13 protein-coding genes are annotated in these 20,531 nt (G+C 61.4%); 8 read left to right on the top strand and 5 right to left on the bottom strand.

Annotated elements, in window-relative coordinates; translation table 11 throughout:
- Nucleotides 1-100: 100 nt before the first annotated feature.
- The 5 genes from msrA to aceE all read right to left on the bottom strand — a co-directional run bounded on the left by msrA (nucleotide 101) and on the right by aceE (nucleotide 10,107).
- Nucleotides 101-766: a peptide-methionine (S)-S-oxide reductase MsrA gene (msrA, locus tag AC07Y2_RS18710; protein ID WP_103386566.1), complete on the bottom strand. Its 666-nt coding sequence runs from the start codon at nucleotides 764-766 to the stop codon at nucleotides 101-103.
- Between the two features lie 105 nt (nucleotides 767-871).
- Nucleotides 872-3,568 carry a putative bifunctional diguanylate cyclase/phosphodiesterase gene (locus AC07Y2_RS18705; protein WP_039766525.1) on the bottom strand — a complete coding sequence of 899 codons (2,697 nt, stop codon included), beginning with the start codon at nucleotides 3,566-3,568 and terminating at the stop codon, nucleotides 872-874.
- A 238-nt stretch (nucleotides 3,569-3,806) separates the two neighbouring features.
- Nucleotides 3,807-5,204 (bottom strand): alkaline phosphatase D family protein, encoded by a 1,398-nt coding sequence (locus AC07Y2_RS18700; protein ID WP_039766527.1) that lies wholly within the window; start codon nucleotides 5,202-5,204, stop codon nucleotides 3,807-3,809.
- A 278-nt stretch (nucleotides 5,205-5,482) separates the two neighbouring features.
- Nucleotides 5,483-7,450 (bottom strand): dihydrolipoyllysine-residue acetyltransferase, encoded by a 1,968-nt coding sequence (gene aceF / locus AC07Y2_RS18695; protein ID WP_103386567.1) that lies wholly within the window; start codon nucleotides 7,448-7,450, stop codon nucleotides 5,483-5,485.
- A gap of 11 nt (nucleotides 7,451-7,461) precedes the next feature.
- The gene (gene aceE / locus AC07Y2_RS18690; RefSeq protein ID WP_103386568.1) at nucleotides 7,462-10,107 is read right to left on the bottom strand and encodes a pyruvate dehydrogenase (acetyl-transferring), homodimeric type; all 2,646 of its coding nucleotides are present in this window, start codon (nucleotides 10,105-10,107) and stop codon (nucleotides 7,462-7,464) included.
- Nucleotides 10,108-10,491: 384 nt separating this feature from the next.
- Here aceE and glnE point away from each other — a divergent pair, with 384 nt between their 5' ends.
- Genes glnE through AC07Y2_RS18650 form a run of 8 tightly spaced genes read left to right on the top strand, consistent with a single transcriptional unit; the run spans nucleotide 10,492 to nucleotide 20,442 of the window.
- A complete protein-coding gene (gene glnE / locus AC07Y2_RS18685; protein WP_103386569.1) occupies nucleotides 10,492-13,431 on the top strand; it encodes a bifunctional [glutamate--ammonia ligase]-adenylyl-L-tyrosine phosphorylase/[glutamate--ammonia-ligase] adenylyltransferase in 2,940 nt (979 codons plus the stop codon).
- 51 nt (nucleotides 13,432-13,482) lie between these two features.
- On the top strand, nucleotides 13,483-14,517 hold the full coding sequence (gene waaF, locus AC07Y2_RS18680; RefSeq protein ID WP_039766536.1) for a lipopolysaccharide heptosyltransferase II: 1,035 nt from the start codon (nucleotides 13,483-13,485) through the stop codon (nucleotides 14,515-14,517).
- Between the two features lies 1 nt (nucleotide 14,518).
- A complete protein-coding gene (waaC, locus tag AC07Y2_RS18675; protein WP_039766539.1) occupies nucleotides 14,519-15,580 on the top strand; it encodes a lipopolysaccharide heptosyltransferase I in 1,062 nt (353 codons plus the stop codon).
- Nucleotides 15,580-16,701, top strand: a complete 1,122-nt coding sequence (locus tag AC07Y2_RS18670) for a glycosyltransferase family 4 protein (RefSeq protein ID WP_074689606.1) — start codon at nucleotides 15,580-15,582, stop codon at nucleotides 16,699-16,701. Before waaC ends, AC07Y2_RS18670 begins: the two co-directional genes overlap by 1 nt.
- A complete protein-coding gene (gene rfaP, locus AC07Y2_RS18665) occupies nucleotides 16,702-17,508 on the top strand; it encodes a lipopolysaccharide core heptose(I) kinase RfaP (protein ID WP_074689607.1) in 807 nt (268 codons plus the stop codon).
- The gene (locus AC07Y2_RS18660) at nucleotides 17,508-18,242 is read left to right on the top strand and encodes a lipopolysaccharide kinase InaA family protein (protein ID WP_039766546.1); all 735 of its coding nucleotides are present in this window, start codon (nucleotides 17,508-17,510) and stop codon (nucleotides 18,240-18,242) included. The genes rfaP and AC07Y2_RS18660 overlap by 1 nt, the downstream gene beginning before the upstream one ends.
- On the top strand, nucleotides 18,239-18,991 hold the full coding sequence (locus tag AC07Y2_RS18655; protein ID WP_103386570.1) for a lipopolysaccharide kinase InaA family protein: 753 nt from the start codon (nucleotides 18,239-18,241) through the stop codon (nucleotides 18,989-18,991). The genes AC07Y2_RS18660 and AC07Y2_RS18655 overlap by 4 nt, the downstream gene beginning before the upstream one ends.
- Nucleotides 18,991-20,442 carry a lipopolysaccharide kinase InaA family protein gene (locus tag AC07Y2_RS18650; RefSeq protein WP_103386571.1) on the top strand — a complete coding sequence of 484 codons (1,452 nt, stop codon included), beginning with the start codon at nucleotides 18,991-18,993 and terminating at the stop codon, nucleotides 20,440-20,442. Before AC07Y2_RS18655 ends, AC07Y2_RS18650 begins: the two co-directional genes overlap by 1 nt.
- The last annotated feature ends 89 nt before the right edge of the window (nucleotides 20,443-20,531 follow it).

Raw genomic sequence — 20,531 nt, 5'->3', positions numbered from 1 at the left:
CAATGGACGCTCTGCGTCCGCTATTGGGACGCGGAGCGTCCCGGGCTGCATTCCCACGCGGAGCGTGGGAACGATCAGTGGCCGCGATCAGTCGAGGTGGTCAGTTACCCGCCAGACTCGGTGGCATGCAAACGCCCGTGCCGCCAATCCCGCAGTAGCCTTCCGGATTTTTCGCCAGATACTGCTGGTGATAGGCCTCGGCGAAGTAAACGGTCGGCGCCTGTTCAATCTCGGTGCTGATTTCACCCAGACCCGCCTTCGACAATTCCGCCTGATAAACAGCCTTGCTCTTCAACGCCGCCTCCAGTTGCTCCGGATGGGTCGCGTAGATCACCGAACGGTACTGGGTGCCGATGTCATTGCCCTGGCGCATGCCCTGTGTCGGGTTGTGCAATTCCCAGAACATCGCCAGCAGCTCTTCGTAGCTGACCTTGGCCTTGTCGAACACCACCAGCACCACTTCAGCATGGCCGGTCAGGCCCGAGCAGACTTCTTCGTAGGTCGGGTTCGGCGTGTAACCGCCGGCGTAACCGACCACGGTGCTGACCACGCCTTCGCGCTGCCAGAAGCGGCGCTCGGCACCCCAGAAGCAGCCCAGGCCGAAGATCGCGAAGTCGACGTCCTGAAAGAACGGACCAAGCAACGGCGTTTCGGTGAAAACAAAGTGTTTTTCAGGCAGGGTCATTGCGGTTTCGCGGCCAGGCAGAGCTTGTTCTTTAGTCGGTAGCACGTTTTTGTTCACCAGAATTTCCGAGCGCAGAACCATGATCGTTCCTCTCAGTCAGGATGGGATGTCTATAAGCTGACCCACAGTGTGCCCAATGATGCCCGGTTAATCACCAGGCAAAATGTGCGGATAGTGTCCTGTGGGTTACAGAGAGAGCGGACCGCGCGGGTAGCGCTTGAGCGCCTGGATCAGCTCGCCGCCCGGAATCGGCCGGTCGAACAGGTAGCCCTGGCCGACGTCGCAGCGGTGGCGACGCAGGAACGCCAGCTGCTCGGCGGTCTCGATGCCTTCGGCCACGACCTTGAGTTTCAGGTTGTGGGCCATCGCGATTACGGCGGAAGTGATTTCCATGTCGTCCTGGTTGTCCGGGATTTCATGGATGAAGCTGCGATCGATCTTGATGATGTCGATCGGGAATTTCTTCAGGTAGCTGAGCGACGAGTAGCCGGTGCCGAAGTCGTCCATGGCCAGGGTCAGGCCCAGACGCTTGAGCTGGTCGAGCTGCAAGTGGGTGTCTTCGGTGGCTTCCAGCAGCAGGCCTTCGGTCAGCTCCAGTTCCAGCAGATTGGCCGGCAACGCTTCTTCCTTGAGAATGTTGGCGATCGAGGCCACCAGATCCGGGTCGGAAAACTGCTTGGGCGACAGGTTGATCGCCACTTGCAGATTGCCCATGCCCGCAGCGGTCAGCGCTTTGCTCATGCGGCAGGCCTGGCGGGCGATCCACTTGCCGATCGGGATGATCAGGCCAGTTTCCTCGGCGACGCTGATGAACTGATCCGGGCGGATCATGCCGCGCTCCGGATGATTCCAGCGCAGCAGCGCCTCCATGCCCAGCAATCGGCCGCTGCGCAGGCACAGCTTCGGCTGGTAGAACACGTCCAGCTCGTTCTGGGTCAGGGCGCGGCGCAGGTTGTTCTCAACGAACAGTTTGTAACTGGCCTCGGCGTTCAGCGCTTCGGTGAACACCTGCACCTGGTGTTTGCCGTTGGCCTTGGCCTTGTGCAGAGCGAGGCCGGCGTTGCGCATCAGGGTCTGCGGGTCGCGGCCGTGCAGTGGCGCGCAGGCCAGGCCCACGGAGCCAGTGACGCTGATCAACTGGTTGTCGACGAACATCGGTTTATCCAGCGTCGCCAGCAATTGGTTGGCGATCTGCTGCCCGGTGGCAAGGTCAGTGTCGTCGAGCAATACCGCGAATTCGTTACTGGCGAACCGCGCCAGACTGCCGCTCGGGCTCAGGCTGTTGCGCAGGCGCCGGGCCAGGCTGATCAACAGTTTGTCGCCGGTCTGGTGGCCGAGACTGTCGTTGATCCGCTTGAAGTTGTCGATGTCCACCAGCAGCAGGCTGATCGGGGTATCGCTATCCCGGGCGAAGCGTTCATCCAGATTGCGGATAAATGCAGGCCGGTTACCGAGGTTGGTCAGGTTGTCGGTATACGCCAGGCGCTCGATGCGCTGCTGCGCCAGCTTGGTCTGGGTGATGTCTTCGTAGATGCCGATGTAATGCGTCAGCTCACGGTTGTCGCCGTAGACCTTGGAGATCGACAGTTGGCCCCAGTAGGGTTCGAGGTTCTTGCGGCGGCTCTTGAACTCGCCCTGCCAGCTGTTGCTCTTGGCCAGCGCCGACGGCGCGTCGAACAGCAGCTCGCTTAAGTTTTCCAGGGCTGGCAACTCCGACAGGCGCTGGCCGTGGACTTCCTCGGTGGTGTACTGGGTGATCGCGGTGAAGCTCGGGTTGACGTACTCGACCACGCCGTCGCAGTTGACCAGCAAAAAGGCGTTGGCACTCTGCTCGACCGCGCGCTGGAACAGGTGCAGGGCGCTGGTGGCAGTGCGGCGGTTGTGGTTGTTGATGACCTGGGCGAACTGGTCGGCCAGCTCGCCGGCAAAGGCGATTTCGTCGGACTGCCAGGCGCGGGTGACGCCGGTCTGCTCCAGGCACAACACGCCGACCACCTGGCCGTCGACGCGGATGCTGGCGTCGAGCATGGCGTTGACGTCGCGCGGGCGAAGGGCTTCGGCCATTTCCCGGGTACGCGGGTCGCGCATCGCGTTGTGCGCGTCGATGGCACGGCTGCCGTGCAGGGCTTCCATGTAATCGGGGAAGCCGCTGACGTCGATCACCTCCGGCAGGATGTATTCCTGGGTGGCGCGGTGGTACGCCGAAATCGGCACCAGCTTCTGACCTTCGAGGTTCCACAGGCTGGCACAGTCGATTTCGTAGATATCGCAGGCGCAGCGGGTAATCAGTTCGGCGGCTTCTTGCAGGGAGTTCTGGCTGCTGTAGCGCTGGCGGGCCAGCAACAGGATCAGGTCCTGCTGGGCGCGCACCCGCTCCAGATGCTGCAGTTGTTCCTGCTGGGCGCGCTGGTTGAGCTCCAGGGCGATTTGCAGGCGTGAATTCTGGGTTTCAAGGTCGACGGACGGCAGCGAAGGTGCCTCGTCAAACACGTTGTCGACCGCCAGCAGGTAACCGCGCAGCAAGTGGCGGTTGTGCTGTCTGTAGGCTTCGCCGAGTTCGAGAATGCTCAGCGCACCGGCGGCGGTGTGCAGGGTGTAGCGCACCAGATAATGCGGGCTGTGACCGAGTTGTTGCTGGATCGCGTCGTGCAGTTGATAACGCGCTTCGGGTTCCATCAGGCTGGCATAGGGCGAGCCGACCAGAGCGCAGAGTTCGACGGCGGGCTGGCCGAACTGGCGTTCACAGTTGGGATCGAGAAACAACATGGCCCAACTGGCTTCATTCAAGCGCTCGAAACGCAGCATGCCGAGCCGCGAGGGCACAGGCAACTGCGTCACTACCTCGGCCACCATACGGCTGGCGGCATCGGGTTGGCTCTTCATGAAGGGAACTCGCTTGGAAATTTGCTGAACGCGCCGGGCTCGCGCCCTCTTTACTGTTGCCTGCGGCAAGGTTGCATCATTGCGGCACTGACTGACAAGAGACATGAAGGCCAAGTGCTATAAGAATATGTCGGCTGCAGTGAACATTTCTCCAGCACCCGCCGGAAACTAATGCTACCAAGCGTGAAAATGGCCGTTCCAGAGCCTTCCGGCATCCGGAACGGTCGTACCGCCGGATTTATCGCAACGGAATATCGATGGATTGCAGGTGCCTGCCATCCCGGTTGTGATAGTTGACTAGGATTCGCCCGGCCTCCACCACCATGTGCGCAAAGTTGTCCTGGCTGATGACCTGGCTGGTCAGTTCGTGCCGGTATTCGCCTGACTCGGTTTGCGCCAGCGCCTGGTCGAGCGTGAAGGTCGCGGCGGTGGCGTAGGGCAGCAGTTTGCTGTTGCTCAGCGGCGAAGACACGACGGTGTGCACCTCGAAGTCCGGGTCTTCGCTGTGTGTCAGGCGACTGGTCAGCGAGCCATGCACATCACCGGAAATGAACACGACGTTCCTGATCCGATGCTGGCGGATGGTTTCCAGCAGGCGCAGACGCTGTTCGGGGAAGCCCGCCCAGGCATCATCGCCGTTCATTTTGCGGTCGGGGTAGAACATGACGCTGGTGACCACGAACTTGACCCGCGCCGGGCTATTGATCAACCACTTGCACAGCGCCTGTTCCTGTTCTTCATCGAGGATGCGCCGGTTGTCATTCGACAAGTTGCGGCGAGTTCGACTGTCCGTCACAAACCATTCAATATCGCCATCGGTGAATTGATACCAATAGTGCTTCAGTGTCGTGCGATCAATTGTTCCGCTGGTTGTTGTTGAACAGATCGGACTGTGACTCGCTTGATAAATATCGTAAGTCGCCATTGCATTGCGATAGAGAGTTTCATCGGACTCGTTGGCGTTCATCGGCCAGTTATCTTCTATTTCATGATCATCAAGAATCATGTAAGTCGAAGTCTCCGACATCAGTCGTCGAATATTAGGCAGGGAAAACGCCGCGCGATACTTTTCAATGAATTCGTCATAGTCGCGATCCGGGGCGAACAGATTCAAGTCGTCGGCGTAGATCTGATCGCCACACATCATGATTGCGCTGATTGCCGGTTGTGCACCCTCGATCAACTGGCTGATGGACGCGAAGATCCGGTCGCCCAGATGCGGGAGCACCGGGACGCCGGCGGTCATGCGCAGGTAACGGCAGGAGCCGAGGATGTAAGCGCGCGGCTGCAAAGGCTGGCTGCTGCGGGTGCGCAGGCGGTAAATCTCCCGTGGCCATTGCAGCGGCAACTCCGCCACGCTGTGGATGGTGTGGACGGGACTCATCGGGCTGAACCAGCCGGTCTGGTATTCGTATTCGGTGTCTGCCTTCAGATGATCGATTACGAATACTTCCGTCATGTCGCGGGTTGAATCAAGTTTGACAAACTGGGCGGGTTGCCATTGTTTCGAATCCAGTGGCCGGTAACGAATGCCGGCAAATACGGACGCATTATGTTGCAGTCCGCCACGAATAAATATCCGCGCCTGATTAGTTGATGTGTGGCCAATGATCGGGCCGACAGTAGGTTTAAGCATGTTCGAATCCATTCGAATAAGTGTTGGTAATTAATAAAGTTTCCCGGTTTGTTGGTGTAACTTCAGTGCGCCAAGGTTAGTTGCCTGGTGCTAAAAAATATCAATATAAAGTGGACTCGAGTCGTGGCCTATATCAGCGCAAGTTGTGGGAAAAGTTCAGGTGGCAGTTATTTCAGGCAAAAAAAAGCCCCGCCAAACTGACGGGGTTGAGGTACGAGCGTGTGGCGCTCGAAAACGTGGAACGCAGTCGGCCCTCCGTTGCCGGAGGGCCGAGCGCTTTACAGCAGGATGGTGCGGATGTCCGCCAGCAGGTCGCTCAGACGCTTGGTGAAGCGTGCAGCAGCGGCGCCGTTGATCACACGGTGATCGTAGGACAGCGACAGTGGCAGCATCAGTTTCGGCTGGAAGGCTTTGCCGTCCCAGACTGGCTGGATGGTTGCCTTGGAAACACCGAGGATCGCCACTTCCGGCGCGTTGACGATCGGCGTGAAGCCGGTGCCGCCAATGTGACCGAGGCTGGAAATGGTGAAGCAGGCGCCTTGCATCTCGTCCGACGAGAGCTTCTTGGTCCGGGCTTTTTCAGCCAGGGAAGCAGCCTCGGCGGCCAGTTGCAGCAGGCTCTTCTGGTCGACGTTCTTGATGACCGGTACCAGCAGGCCATCCGGGGTGTCGACGGCGAAGCCGATGTTCACGTATTTCTTGCGGATGATCGCCTTGCCGCTTGGTGCCAGCGAGCTGTTGAAGTCCGGCAGTTCCTTGAGCAGGTGTGCGCAGGACTTGAGCAGCAGCGGCAGGATGGTCAGCTTGACGCCGGCCTTCTCTGCGACAGCTTTCTGTGCGGTGCGGAACGCTTCCAGCTCGGTGATATCCGCCGAGTCGAATTGCGTCACGTGCGGCACGTTCAGCCAGCTGCGGTGCAGGTTGGCGGCGCCGACCTGCATCAGGCGGGTCATCGGCACTTCTTCGATTTCGCCGAAACGGCTGAAGTCGACGACCGGAATCGGCGGAATGCCCGCGCCACCGGTTGCGCCAGCAGCAGCGGCCGGTGCTTCCTTGGCCTTCTGCATCATGGCTTTGACGTAAACCTGCACGTCTTCTTTCAGGATGCGACCGTGCGGACCGCTGGCGCCGACAGCGCTCAGCTCGACGCCGAACTCGCGAGCCAGTTGACGCACGGCAGGGCCGGCGTGAACTTTCGCACCAGGCTTGGCTGGAGCAGCAACCGGAGCGGCAGCAGGTGCAGCGGCAGCCGGAGCAGCGGCTGGCGCCGGAGCACTCGGAGCAGCCGCGGCAGCTGGAGCCGGGGCAGCAGCTGGAGCGGCGCCTTTGACTTTCAGCTTGAGGATCAGATCGCCGGTGCCGACTTCGTCGTCCAGCTTGATGGAAACGCTTTCCACCACGCCAGCGGCAGGCGACGGGATTTCCATGCTCGCCTTGTCGGATTCCAGGGTGATCAGCGACTGGTCGGCTTCAACGCTGTCGCCAGCCTTGACCAGCACTTCGATGATCTTGGCCTTGCCGGCCGAACCGATGTCCGGAACGTGGATGTCCTGAACGCTGTCGGCAACCGGGGCAGCTGGCGCGGCGGCCGGTGCTGGTGCGGCCGCAGCGGCCGCAGCGGCCGGAGCAGCAGCCTGGGCCGGAGCGGCAGCAGCAGGGGCCGCAGCACCCGCCACTTCCAGATCCAGGATCAGGTCGCCGGTGCCGACTTCGTCGTTCAACTTGACGCTGATGGCCTTGACCACGCCAGCGGCAGGCGACGGGATTTCCATGCTCGCCTTGTCGGATTCCAGGGTGATCAGCGACTGATCAGCCTCGACGGTGTCGCCGACCTTGACCTGGATCTCGATGATCTGGGCCTTGCCCGACGAACCGATGTCCGGCACGTGTACTTGCTGAACCGAAGCGGCAGCAGGGGCAGCAGCTGGAGCAGCCGGTGCAGGAGCGGCAGCCGGTGCAGCTTCAGCCTTGGCGGCAGGCGCAGCAGCCGGAGCAGGGGCCGCAGCTGCGGCACCCTCGACTTCCAGTTCCAGCAGTTCGTCGCCTTCTTTCAGGCGATCGCCCAGCTTCACTTTCAGGCTCTTGATGACGCCGGCCTTCGGGGCCGGCACTTCCATGCTGGCCTTGTCCGATTCCAGGGTCAGGATGCTCTGGTCGGCTTCGATACGGTCGCCGACCTTCACAAACAGTTCGATTACTTCACCTTCACCGCTGCCGATGTCAGGTACGCGAATGAGTTCGCTCACAGGGTTTCTCCTCAGCAGTCCAGTGGGTTGCGTTTTTCCGGGTCGATGCCGAACTTGGTAATGGCCTCGGCCACGACTTTAGGTTCGATATCACCACGGTCAGCCAGTGCTTCCAGGGCTGCCAACACCACGAAATGACGGTCGACTTCGAAGAAATGACGCAGTTTCTTGCGGCTGTCGCTGCGGCCGAAACCGTCGGTGCCCAGGACTTTGAATTCCTTGGACGGTACCCACTGACGGATCTGCTCGGCGAACAGCTTCATGTAGTCGGTCGATGCGATGACCGGACCCTTACGGCCGCTCAGGCATTCTTCGACGTAGCTGCGCTGAGGCTTCTGGCCAGGTTTCAGACGGTTGCTGCGTTCTACGGCCAGGCCGTCGCGACGCAGTTCGTTGAAGCTGGTGACGCTCCACACATCGGCGCCGATGTTGAACTCTTCACGCAGGATCTTCGCCGCTTCACGGACTTCACGCAGGATGGTGCCGGAGCCCATCAGCTGTACGTGATGCGCCGCATCGCGGGTGTCTTCTTCGAGCAGGTACATGCCTTTCTTGATGCCTTCTTCGGCACCGGCCGGCATGGCTGGCTGCTGGTAGGACTCGTTCATCACGGTGATGTAATAGAAGATGTCCTGTTGCTCTTCGGTCATCTTCTTCATGCCGTCCTGAATGATCACCGCCAGCTCGTAGCCGTAGGTCGGATCGTAGGTGCGGCAGTTCGGGATGGTGGCAGCCAGCAGGTGGCTGTGACCGTCTTCGTGCTGCAGGCCTTCACCGTTCAGGGTGGTACGGCCGGCGGTGCCGCCGATCAGGAAGCCACGGGTACGGCTGTCGCCAGCGGCCCATGCCAGGTCGCCGATACGCTGGAAGCCGAACATCGAGTAGAAGATGTAGAACGGCAGCATTGGCTGGTTGTGGCTGGAGTACGAAGTACCGGCGGCGATGAAGGAGCTCATGGCGCCTGCTTCGTTGATGCCTTCTTCAAGGATCTGACCTTTCTGGTCTTCCTTGTAGAACATCACCTGGTCTTTATCGACTGGCTCGTAGAGCTGGCCGACGGACGAGTAGATGCCCAACTGACGGAACATGCCTTCCATACCGAAGGTACGGGCTTCGTCCGGGATGATCGGAACGATGCGCGGGCCGATTTCCTTGTCCTTGACCAGTTGCGCGAGGATCCGCACGAACGCCATGGTGGTGGAAATTTCACGGTCGCCGGAACCGTCGAGGATCGCCTTGAGGGTGTCCAGGTCCGGGGTCGGTACGCTGAAGCTCTGGGCGCGACGCTGAGGCACGAAACCGCCCAGTGCGGCACGACGCTCGGCCAGGTAACGGGCTTCGGCGCTGTTTGGCTCCGGCTTGAAGAACGGCAGGTTTTCCAGCTCTTCGTCTTTCACCGGGATGTCGAAGCGGTCGCGGAACAGCTTCAGGCTGTCGACGTCGACTTTCTTGGTGTTGTGCGCGGTGTTCTTCGCTTCGCCCGCACCGGTGCCGTAACCCTTGATGGTCTTGGCCAGGATGACGGTCGGTTGTTCTTTGTGGTTGACCGCTTCGTGGTACGCCGCGTAGACCTTGTACGGGTCGTGGCCGCCACGGTTGAGTTTCCAGATCTCGTCGTCGGACAGATCAGCAACCATCGCCTTGAGTTCTGGCGTGTTGAAGAAGTGTTCACGCACGAACGCGCCGTCTTTGGCTTTGTAGTTCTGGTACTCGCCGTCGATGACTTCGTCCATGCGACGTTGCAGGATGCCGTCGACGTCTTTGGCCAGCAGTGGGTCCCAGAAACGGCCCCAGATGACTTTGGTCACGTTCCACTGAGCACCGCGGAACACGCCTTCGAGTTCCTGGATGATCTTGCCGTTGCCGCGAACCGGGCCGTCGAGGCGCTGCAGGTTGCAGTTGATGACGAAGATCAGGTTGTCCAGCTTCTCGCGGCCGGCCAGGGAGATCGCGCCCAGGGATTCCGGCTCGTCGCACTCGCCGTCGCCCAGGAAGCACCAGACTTTCTGTTTGCCCGGCTGGATGAAGCCGCGGTGTTCCAGGTACTTCATGAAGCGTGCCTGGTAGATCGCCTGGATCGGGCCCAGACCCATGGATACGGTCGGGAACTGCCAGAAGTCAGGCATCAGCCAAGGGTGCGGGTAGGACGACAGGCCCTGACCGTCGACTTCCTGGCGGAAGTTGTTCATCTGGTCTTCGGTGATGCGGCCTTCCATGAATGCGCGGGCGTAGACGCCTGGCGAGGTGTGGCCCTGGAAGTAGATCAGGTCGCCGCCGTGTTCGTCGGTCGGGGCCTGGAAGAAGTAGTTGAAGCCGATGTCGTACAGGGTCGCACTGGAAGCGAAGCTGGAGATGTGACCACCCAGGTCAGAATCTTTCAGGTTCGTACGCATTACCATGGCCATCGCGTTCCAGCGTACCAGCGAGCGAATGCGGCGTTCCATGAACAGGTCGCCAGGCATGCGTGCTTCGTGGGTAACGGGGATCGTGTTGCGGTAAGGCGTGGTGATGGCGTAAGGGAGCTGCGAACCGCTGCGGGTTGCCAGTTCACCCATACGGGTCATCAGATAGTGAGCACGGTCTTCGCCTTCTTTGTCGAGAACCGATTCCAGGGCGTCCAGCCATTCCTGGGTTTCGACGGGATCGAGGTCTTGCATGGCTTGCTCCAGGGCGGAAAGGCTTCCAGAATCGGTTGCCTGAGTTTGCGACTGGCCTTGTGGGCAGACGATTTAAAATTCTTGGATTGCCGACAGGTTGTTCCGGCGGCGTGTAGTTTTACTACAAATCATCCGGCATTTCAGCCTTTCGAATGTATAGACGAGTAGTAAAACTACAGATGAAAGGCTTGTGGCCTCCGACTGCGTTGTGAGAATAATCGTTAAGGTTGGTCTTTAGCCATCCGAAAAAGGTGAAAGTTTGATGCTGGCTGCCAAAGAAAAAGAAATTTCAGCTATTTCTCACTTTTGTTCGACAGTCCTTCGCGTAGCGGTTTTTCATTCATCACTACAAGCGGCCATTTACACGCCGATCAAGGATAGACCATGACCCTGCCCGCGCTTGCCGAACTGCCCGCCATTCTCCTGCCGTTGGTCAGCCGATCGGAGCAGTCGTTCCGTGCGGCCGTCGCACAACTGGAAGACGATCACGGCTTCTCGTCCTGGACGCCGGAACGCTGGGCGCAGTTCGCCCGCGTCAGCGCCGCCAGCGATTTCGTCATTGAACAGAGCGTTCGTGACCCTTTGATGTTGTTGTCGCTGGTGCAGTCCGGCGAACTCGACCGGGCATTCGCTCCCGGTGAGTTGTGCGGGCAGATGGCGGCTGCGGTCGCCACCGCGCAGACCGAAGACGAATTGGGCCGCGTCCTGCGCCGTCAGCGCACCCGGCATCAGGTGCGGATCATCTGGCGCGACCTCAACCGTCAGGCCGATCTGGTGCAGACCTGCCGCGATCTCTCGGACATGGCCGACGCCAGCATCGATCAGGCCTATCAATGGTTGTACCGCCGCCATTGCGAGCAGTTCGGCACGCCGACCGGCCGGCGCAGCGGCGAACCACAGCAAATGGTCATCCTCGGCATGGGCAAGCTCGGCGCGGTCGAGCTGAACCTGTCGTCGGACATCGACCTGATCTTCGCCTATCCCGAGGGCGGCGAAACCGTCGGCGTGAAACGCCCGCTGGATAACCAGGAATTCTTCATCCGCCTCGGCCAGCGCCTGATCAAGGCTCTCGACCCGATTACCGTCGACGGTTTCGTGTTTCGCGTCGACATGCGCCTGCGCCCGTACGGCTCGTCCGGCGCGCTGGTGCTGAGCTTCAATGCGCTGGAGCAGTATTACCAGGATCAGGGCCGCGACTGGGAACGCTACGCGATGATCAAGTCGCGGGTTGTGGCTGGCGATCAGGTGGCGGGCGAGCAGTTGCAGGAAATGCTGCGGCCGTTCGTGTACCGGCGCTATCTGGACTTCTCGGCGATCGAAGCGCTGCGCACCATGAAGCAGCTGATCCAGCAGGAAGTGCGGCGCAAGGGCATGGCCGACAACATCAAGCTGGGTTCCGGCGGTATCCGTGAAGTCGAGTTCATCGCCCAGGCCTTTCAACTGATTCACGGTGGTCGCGACCTGAGTCTGCAACAGCGCCCTCTATTAAAGGTGTTGAGCACGCTCGAAGGGCAGGGCTATCTGCCGCCAGCGGTCATCAGCGAGCTGCGCGAAGGCTACGAATTCCTGCGTTACACCGAACACGCGATCCAGGCGATTGCCGACCGCCAGACCCAGATGCTGCCGGACAGCGCTCAGGATCAGGCGCGTATCGCATTCATGCTCGGTTTCGCCGACTGGGAAGCGTTCCACGAGAAGCTGATGTTCTGGCGCGGCCGGGTGGCCTGGCACTTCGCGCAAGTGATCGCCGATCCCGATGAGGACGAGGGCGCCGAGAGTGAAGTGGTGGTCGGCGGAGAATGGCTGCCGCTGTGGGAAGAGGCGCAGGACGAAGAGGCGGCCTGTCGCCAGTTGGAGGAGGGCGGTTTCGCCGACGCGACCAAGGCCTTGAAGGCATTGGCGAGCCTGCGTGCCAGCCCGCAGTTGCGGGCGATGCAGCGTCTGGGGCGCGAACGTCTCGATGCCTTTATTCCGCGCCTTCTGGCTCAGGCGGTGGAGCACGAAAATCCCGATCTGGTGCTGGAGCGGGTGCTGCCGCTGGTCGAGGCGGTGGCCCGGCGTTCGGCTTATCTGGTGTTGCTGACGGAAAACCCCGGCGCGCTGCGGCGTTTGCTGACGCTGTGCGCCGCCAGCCCGTGGATCGCCGAGCAGATCACCCGTTTCCCGCTGCTGCTCGATGAACTGCTCAACGAGGGCCGGCTGTTCAAGCCGCCGTTGGCGCCGGAGCTGGCCGCCGAGTTGCGTGAGCGTTTGACGCGGATCCCGGAAGACGACCTCGAACAACAGATGGAAGCGCTGCGTCATTTCAAACTGGCGCACCGCTTGCGCGTCGCCGCCTCGGAAATCGCCGGCAGCCTGCCATTGATGAAAGTCAGCGATTACCTGACCTGGCTGGCCGAAGCAATTCTTGAGCAAGTGCTGGCCCTGGCCTGGCGCCAGACCGTGGCCAAATACGGCACGCCACTGCGCACCGATGGCACGCTGTGCGATCCCGGCTTCATCATTGTCGGTTATGGAAAAGTCGGCGGGATCGAGTTGGGGCATGGTTCGGATCTGGATCTGGTGTTCATCCACGATGGCGATCAGCAGGCCGAAACCGATGGCCCGAAACCCATCGATGGCACGCAGTTTTTCACCCGGCTCGGCCAGCGGATCATTCACTTGCTGACGGCGCAGACCAACTCCGGCCAGCTGTACGAAGTGGACATGCGCCTGCGTCCGTCCGGGGCGTCCGGGCTGCTGGTCAGTTCGCTCGGCGCGTTTGCGCGCTATCAGGAAAATGAAGCCTGGACCTGGGAACATCAGGCCCTGGTGCGGGCGCGGGTGCTGGTGGGCAGCCAGGATGTCGGCCAGGCCTTCGAGAGCGTCCGGGCCCAGGTGCTGGGCAAGGCTCGGGATCTGGCGAAACTGCAACAGGAAGTGAGCGAGATGCGCGCCAAGATGCGCGACAACCTCGGCAGCAAGAGCACCGCCGCCGGCACCGGGGCGAATGCCTTCGAGTCCACGGCGCCGTTCGACCTCAAGCAGGACGCCGGAGGTATCGTCGATATTGAATTTATGGTGCAATACGCGGCCCTGGCGTGGTCGCAGACCCACCCGCCGTTGCTGCGCTGGACGGACAATATCCGCATTCTGGAAGAGTTGGAGCACGAAGGGCTGATGCCGGCCGAAGACGCCAGCCTGTTGCGCGAGGCCTACAAGGCCTATCGTTCCGCCGCCCACCGGCAGGCCTTGCAGAAGGACGCCGGGGTGATACCGGGCGATCAGTTCGCGGACGAACGGCGGCAGGTGATGCGGATCTGGCGTGAGCTGGGGCTAAGCTGATTCTCGAGACGGGGAGGCGTGAAGCCTCCCCGGTTCGTTTATGGAAACCACATGAATATTCTGATCGTTGGGCCCAGTTGGGTCGGTGACATGGTGATGGCGCAGACACTGTTTCAGTGTCTCAAGCAGCGCCACCCACAGTGCGAAATCGACGTGCTGGCCCCGGAGTGGAGCCGGCCGATCCTCGAACGCATGCCCGAAGTGCGCAAGGCCTTGAGCTTCCCGCTCGGCCACGGCGCGCTGGAGCTGGCGACCCGTCGGCGAATCGGCAAATCCCTGGCCGGTCAGTACGACCAGGCGATCCTGCTGCCGAACTCGTTGAAGTCGGCGCTGGTGCCGTTCTTCGCCGGCATCCCGAAACGCACCGGCTGGCGCGGCGAATTCCGCTACGGCCTGCTCAACGACGTGCGCACGCTGGATAAAGAGCGTTATCCGCTGATGATCGAGCGTTTCATGGCGCTGGCTTACGAGCCGAACGCCGAGCTGCCAAAACCTTATCCGCGCCCGAGCCTGCAGATCGATCCGGTGACCCGCGAGGCCGCATTGGCCAAGTTCGGCCTGACCCTCGACCGCCCGGTGCTGGTGCTGTGCCCCGGCGCCGAATTCGGTGAAGCCAAACGCTGGCCGTCCGAGCATTACGCCAAGGTCGCCGAGGCGCGCATCCGTGAAGGCTGGCAGGTCTGGCTGTTCGGTTCGAAGAACGATCACGCGGTGGGCGAAGACATTCGCGCGCGGCTGATTCCGGGCCTGCGCGAAGAGTCCGTGAATCTCAGTGGCGGCACTTCGCTGGCCGAGGCCATCGACCTGATGTCCTGCGCCGACTCGGTGGTCTCGAACGATTCCGGTCTGATGCACGTGGCCGCTGCGCTCAATCGCCCGTTGGTGGCGGTCTACGGTTCGACCTCGCCGGGTTTCACCCCGCCGCTGGCCGAGCATGTGGAAATCGTCCGCCTGGGTCTCGATTGCAGCCCTTGCTTCGATCGCACCTGCCGTTTCGGCCATTACAACTGCCTGCGCCAGCTGATGCCGGACGCGGTCAACGATGCCTTGCAGCGTTTGCAGGGCTCTGTGGTCGAGGTCCATTAACTTGCGGGTATTGCTGATCAAGACTTCATCGCTGGGCGACGTGATTCACGCGTTGCCGGCGCTGAGCGACGCCGCCCGGGCGATTCCCGGGATCAAGTTCGACTGGGTGGTGGAAGAAGGCTTCGCCGAGATTCCGACCTGGCACCCGGCTGTAGGCAAAGTGATTCCGGTGGCGATCCGCCGCTGGCGTAAGAATCTCTGGAAAACCATCACCAGCGGCGAATGGAAGCGCTTCAAGCAGTCCGTTCGGGCTAACAAATATGACCTGGTGATCGACGCTCAGGGCCTGCTGAAAAGCGCCTGGCTGACCCGCTATGTCAAAGCCCCGGTGGCCGGTCTCGACAAGGGCTCGGCCCGCGAACCGATCGCCGCGCGCTTTTATGACCGCAAACTGGCGGTGGCCCGTGGGCAGCACGCCGTCGAGCGCGTGCGCCAGTTGTTTGCGATTGCTTTGGGTTACGACTTGCCCAAAGGCCTGGGCGATTACGGCCTCAACGTCGAGCGTCTGGTCGAGCTGCCGCGCAAGAATGCCTACGTGGTGTTCCTGCATGGCACCACCTGGGACACCAAGCACTGGCCGGAGGCCTACTGGCGCGAGCTGACCGAACGGGTCGGCTACCTCGGCGTCGGGATCAAGCTGCCGTGGGGCAATCCGCTGGAGAAGGCCCGGGCCGAGCGCATCGCCGCCGGTTTCAAACACGCCGAAGTGTTGCCGAAACTGAACCTGGCCGGGGTCGGCAAGGTATTGGCCGGCGCCCAGGCCTGCGTCGCGGTGGACACCGGCCTCGGTCACCTTGCCGCCGCTTTGGATGTGCCGACGATTTCCCTGTTCGGCCCGACCAATCCGGGCCTGACCGGCGCCTACGGCAAGCTGCAGATTCACCTCGGCAGCGATTTCCCGTGCGCGCCGTGCCTGCAAAAGAAATGTACGTATCAACCGACCGCGCAGGATGCCCGTCAGTTTGACCTGAAACGCGAGTGGCCCCTGTGCTTCACGCGTCTGAATCCCGAGCGTGTTGCCAGCCGACTGAGCACGTTGTTGATGGCTGAGGAGCTGCGCTGATGCAATTGGCTTTTGTCCTGTACAAATATTTCCCGTTCGGCGGTTTGCAGCGCGATTTCATGCGCATCGCCCTCGAATGCCAGAAGCGCGGGCACCAGATCCGCGTCTACACCCTGATCTGGGAAGGCGACGTGCCGCCCGGTTTCGAAGTGCTGGTGGCGCCGGTCAAGGCGTTCTTCAATCACCGCCGCAACGAAAAGCTCAGCGCGTGGATGGAAGCGGACCTGGCCAAGCGCCCGGTGGATCGTCTGATCGGTTTCAACAAGATGCCGGGGCTGGACGTCTACTACGCCGCCGACGGCTGCTTCGAAGACAAGGCGCAGAACCTGCGCCATTCGCTGTATCGCCGCTGGGGCCGCTACCGCCACTTCGCCGAATACGAGCGTGCAGTGTTTGCCAAAGACGCGAAGACCGAAGTGCTGATGATTTCCGAAGTGCAGCAGCCGCTGTTCATCAAGCATTACGACACACCGCTGGAACGCTTCCACCTGCTGCCGCCGGGCATTGCCCAGGATCGTCGACGCCCTGCGGATGCCGACCAGATTCGCGCCGGTTTCCGCGCCGAATTCAATCTGAAGGACGACGAACTGCTGCTGGTGCAGATCGGCTCCGGATTCAAGACCAAGGGCGTCGATCGCAGCCTGAAAGCACTGGCCGCATTGCCCGCCGAGCTGAAGAAACGCACCCGGCTGTTTGTAATCGGCCAGGATGACCCCAAGTTGTTCCAGATGCAGAGTGCGACGCTGGGCCTGGGCGACAACGTGACGTTCCTCAAGGGGCGCAGCGATATCCCGCGTTTCCTGCTCGGCGCCGACCTGTTGATCCACCCGGCGTACAACGAAAACACCGGTACGGTGCTGCTTGAAGCACTGGTCGCCGGGTTGCCGGTGCTGGTCAGCGCGGTCTGCGGTTATGCCCATTACATCGCCGAGGCCGACGCCGGGCGAGTGCTGGACGAGCCGTTCGATCAGGCGCAACTGACGCAATACCTGACTGACATGTTGAACGACGACGCTGCACGGGCGGCCTGGAGCCGCAACGGTCTGGCCTTCGCCGAGACGGCCGACCTCTACAGCATGCCGCAGCACGCGGCCGATGTGATTCTGGCGGAGCACGCTTAAATGAAGTTGATGCTGGCTGAACCGTTCAAGAGCCTGTGGGCCGGACGCGACCCGTTCGCCGAGGTCGAGGGCTTGCAGGGCGAGGTGTACCGCGAGCTGGAAGCCCGCCGGACGTTGCGAACGGAAGTCGACGGCAATGGCTTTTTCGTCAAGATTCACCGCGGTATCGGCTGGGGAGAGATCTTCAAAAACCTGCTGACCGCCAAGCTGCCGGTACTCGGCGCGGGCCAGGAATGGAGAGCCATCCAGCGCTTGCAGGAAGTCGGCGTGCCGACCATGACCGCCGTCGCGTACGGCGAGAAGGGCAGCAACCCGGCGGATCAGCATTCGTTCATCGTCACCGAAGAGCTGGCGCCGACCATCAGTCTTGAAGACTTCAGCATCGACTGGGTCAAGCAACCGCCGGAGCCGAAACTCAAGCGGGCGCTGATCGCCGAGGTCGCGCGCATGACCGGCATGATGCACCGCGCCGGGGTCAACCACCGCGATTGCTACATCTGCCACTTTCTGCTGCACACCGACAAACCGATCACCCCGGAAGACTTCAAACTCTCGGTGATCGACCTGCACCGTGCCCAGACCCGCCCGGCGATCACCCAGCGCTGGCGCAACAAGGACCTGGCGGCACTGTACTTTTCCGCACTGGACATCGGCCTGACCCGCCGCGACAAATTGCGCTTCCTCAAAGGCTATTTCCAGCAACCGCTGCGCCAGATCCTGGCCGAAGAAGCGCCGTTGCTGAGCTGGCTCGAAGGCAAGGCCAACAAGCTCTACGCACGCAAGCAACGTTACGGGGATGCGCTCTGATGGCGGGTTGGAATCTGGAGCCTGAGTACAGTGAACTTGCGCAGTATTTCGGTAGCCTCGAAGCGGTATTTGCCCTGCAGGGCGAGCGCCTGACCCGCGATCCCTTGTCCGAAGTCATTCGCGTGCAGCTCAACGGCGTCAACTATTACGTCAAGCGCTACAGCGGTGCCGGCAAGGGCCTGCGGCGTTATCTGGGCAAGCCCCGGGTGAAGATGGAATGGCAGAACCTCAAGCGCTTCGCCAAGTGGGGCATTCCCACCGCCGAAGTGGTGGCGTGGGGTCTGGAGCGCAACGGCATGGCTTACGATCGCGGGGCGATGATCACCCGTGAACTGCCGCGCACCGAAGACCTGTCGGCGCTGGCCGAGCGCAACGATCCCAAGCTCAGGGATCGTGCCTGGGTCGACGGCGTCAGCCGGCAACTGGCCGGTTATACGCGTGTCATGCACGACCACCGCTTTACCCATAACGATCTGAAGTGGCGCAACCTGCTGATCGACGATCAGGCGCAGTTGTATCTGATCGACTGCCCGAACGGCGATTTCTGGCGCGGTTTCTGGCTCAAGTACCGGATCACCAAGGATCTGGCCTGTCTCGACAAGGTGGCCAAGTATCACCTGTCGAACACCCAGCGCCTGCGCTTCTACCTGCAATACCGCCAGCGTGACCGGCTGAATGCCGCCGACAAGCAACGGATTCGCCACGTGGTGAGATTTTTCGAGGGACGCGAATGACTGATTTTCTGGCCGCTGAAGACCGTGCGCTGCTGGAACGCCACGGTCTCGGCACGTTCGATGCGCTGTGGTCCAAGCAGCTCGACGCCGTGGATGAGCCCAACACCGATGGCGGCGGCTGGAGCAGCGTGTTTCGTCTGGAGCTGGAGGGGCATGGCTATTACCTCAAGCGCCAGTGCAATTACCTGACCCGCACCCTGCACGCGCCCTTCGGCGAGCCGACGTTCGCCCGGGAATTTCGCAACATCAGTCGTTACAACAAGCTCGGCATCCCGGCGTTGCAGGCGGCGTTCTTCGGTGAGCGCAAGGTCAACGGCGAAGTCCGTGCGATCCTGCTGACCCGGGCGCTGGATGGCTGGGACGATCTCGATTCGCTGTTGCAGCGCTGGTCGGACCTCGATGCCGCGCAGCAATCGGCGATTCTCAAGTCTTGCGGCCTGTTGGCGCGCCATCTCCACAGCATGCGTCAGGTGCACGGCTGCTTCTATCCAAAGCACATTTTCCTGCGCGCCGAGGGCGACGGCTATCAGGCGCAGTTGATCGACCTGGAAAAGACCCGGCCGTTGCTGTTCGGTCTGCGTGACCGGGTCAAGGACTTGGAACCACTGCTGCGCCGAGCGCCGGAGTGGAGTGACGCGCAATTGCGTGAGTTGCTGGCGGCGTATCTCGATCAGCCGACGGGCAGTTCGCTGGTGGATGCCTGGGTCACGCGGCTGACCGCGCGGCGCAGTCGCAAGGAGACCCGCTGATGCAGCTGTCCGACCTGAAAAATGCCGGGCGCACGCCGAGTCTGCCGCTCACGGTTTCGCTGGCCGATGCGGCGGGCGTTGCCGATTTGCAGTTGCTCAGTCTGTTGCGGGTGTTGCCGGGGCAGCGTTACGTCGGTGCCGGTGTGTGGCGCGGGCGTCCGGTGCTGGCCAAGTTACTGGTCGGCAACAAGGCTGCGCGGCATTTTCAGCGTGAGCTGGAAGGGGTGAAACTGCTCGCTGCTCAGGGCATGACCACGCCGTTGCTGCTGGCTGATGGATTGATGGAGGGCGAGGGTGGCTGGCTGCTGTTCGAGTTCCTCGAAGGTGCCGAAAGCCTGGGCGATGCCTGGAACAAGGTCGAATCCTTGCCGGTGCTGGCCGACGAACAATCGGCGGTGCTGGCCGAAGCGCTTGGTGCCATTGGTCAGTTACACGGCAAAGGTTTGTGGCAGGAAGACCTGCACCTGGACAACCTGTTGCGCCACGGTGGTCAGCTGTATCTGATCGATGGCGCCGGCATCTGTGCAGAAAGTGCCGGCCAGCCATTGTCCCGGCAGAAAGTGCTGGAAAACCTCGGGGTGTTTTTCGCCCAGTTGCCCAAGTCGCTCGAGCCGTTCACCGAAGAATTGCTGGTGTATTACCTGCTGAGCAACAGTGAACACGCGCTGCCGCTGGAGGCCTTGCAAAAGCAGATCGACAAGGTGCGCGCCTGGCGCTTGAAGGACTTCCTGATCAAGGTCGGTCGTGAATGCACGCTGTTCAGCGTCAAGCGCGGCGCGTTCGGTCTGCGGTCGATTCGCCGCGAGGAGGAGCCCGCGATGCTGCCGGTGCTGGAACAGGCCGATGCCTTGCTCGATCAGGGCCATCTGTACAAGACCGGCGGCGCGGCCAGTGTCGGCAAGGTCGAGGTTGCCGGGCGTCCTCTGGTGATCAAGCGTTACAACATCAAGAATTTTGCCCATTGGCTCAAGCGCTTCTGGCGTCCAAGCCGCGCCTGGCATTCCTGGCGCGAAGGCAATCGCCTGGCGTTTCTCGGCATTGCCACACCAAAACCGCTGGCAGTGCTGGAAACCCGCTTTCTCTGGCTGCGCAGCAAGGCTTATCTGATCACCGAGTACCTGGCCGGACCGGACATCATCGAGCGTTTTGCGCCGTATGTTGAAAACGGTGCGGCGCCGGAAGCCGAGTTGCAGGCGCTGGATCAGCTGTTTGCACGGTTGATCGCCGAACGCATCAGCCATGGCGACTTCAAGGGTCATAACCTGTTCTGGCAGGAAGACCGCTGGGCGCTGATCGATCTGGACTCGATGTGCCAGCACGGCTCGGTGAGCAGCTTCGCTCCGGCCTATGCCCGGGATCGTGCGCGGTTCATGCGCAACTGGCCTGAGAGCAGTGCGCTGTATCAGGTAATTGATCAGCGCTTGCCCAGGGATGTAGCGGGCGCTGCGTGATTATTTTCGCCAGCGCGTAAGACGTTTCTGCAGTTGAATTCGGGTAAGGCATGTGGCGACAAATCCTTGTGATTTGTCCTACGGCCTTT

This window comes from Pseudomonas sp. GW456-12-1-14-TSB6 (assembly GCF_059424205.1).
Note: the sequence above shows the minus strand (reverse complement) of the source record. Positions and strands in the feature narration are given on the sequence as shown.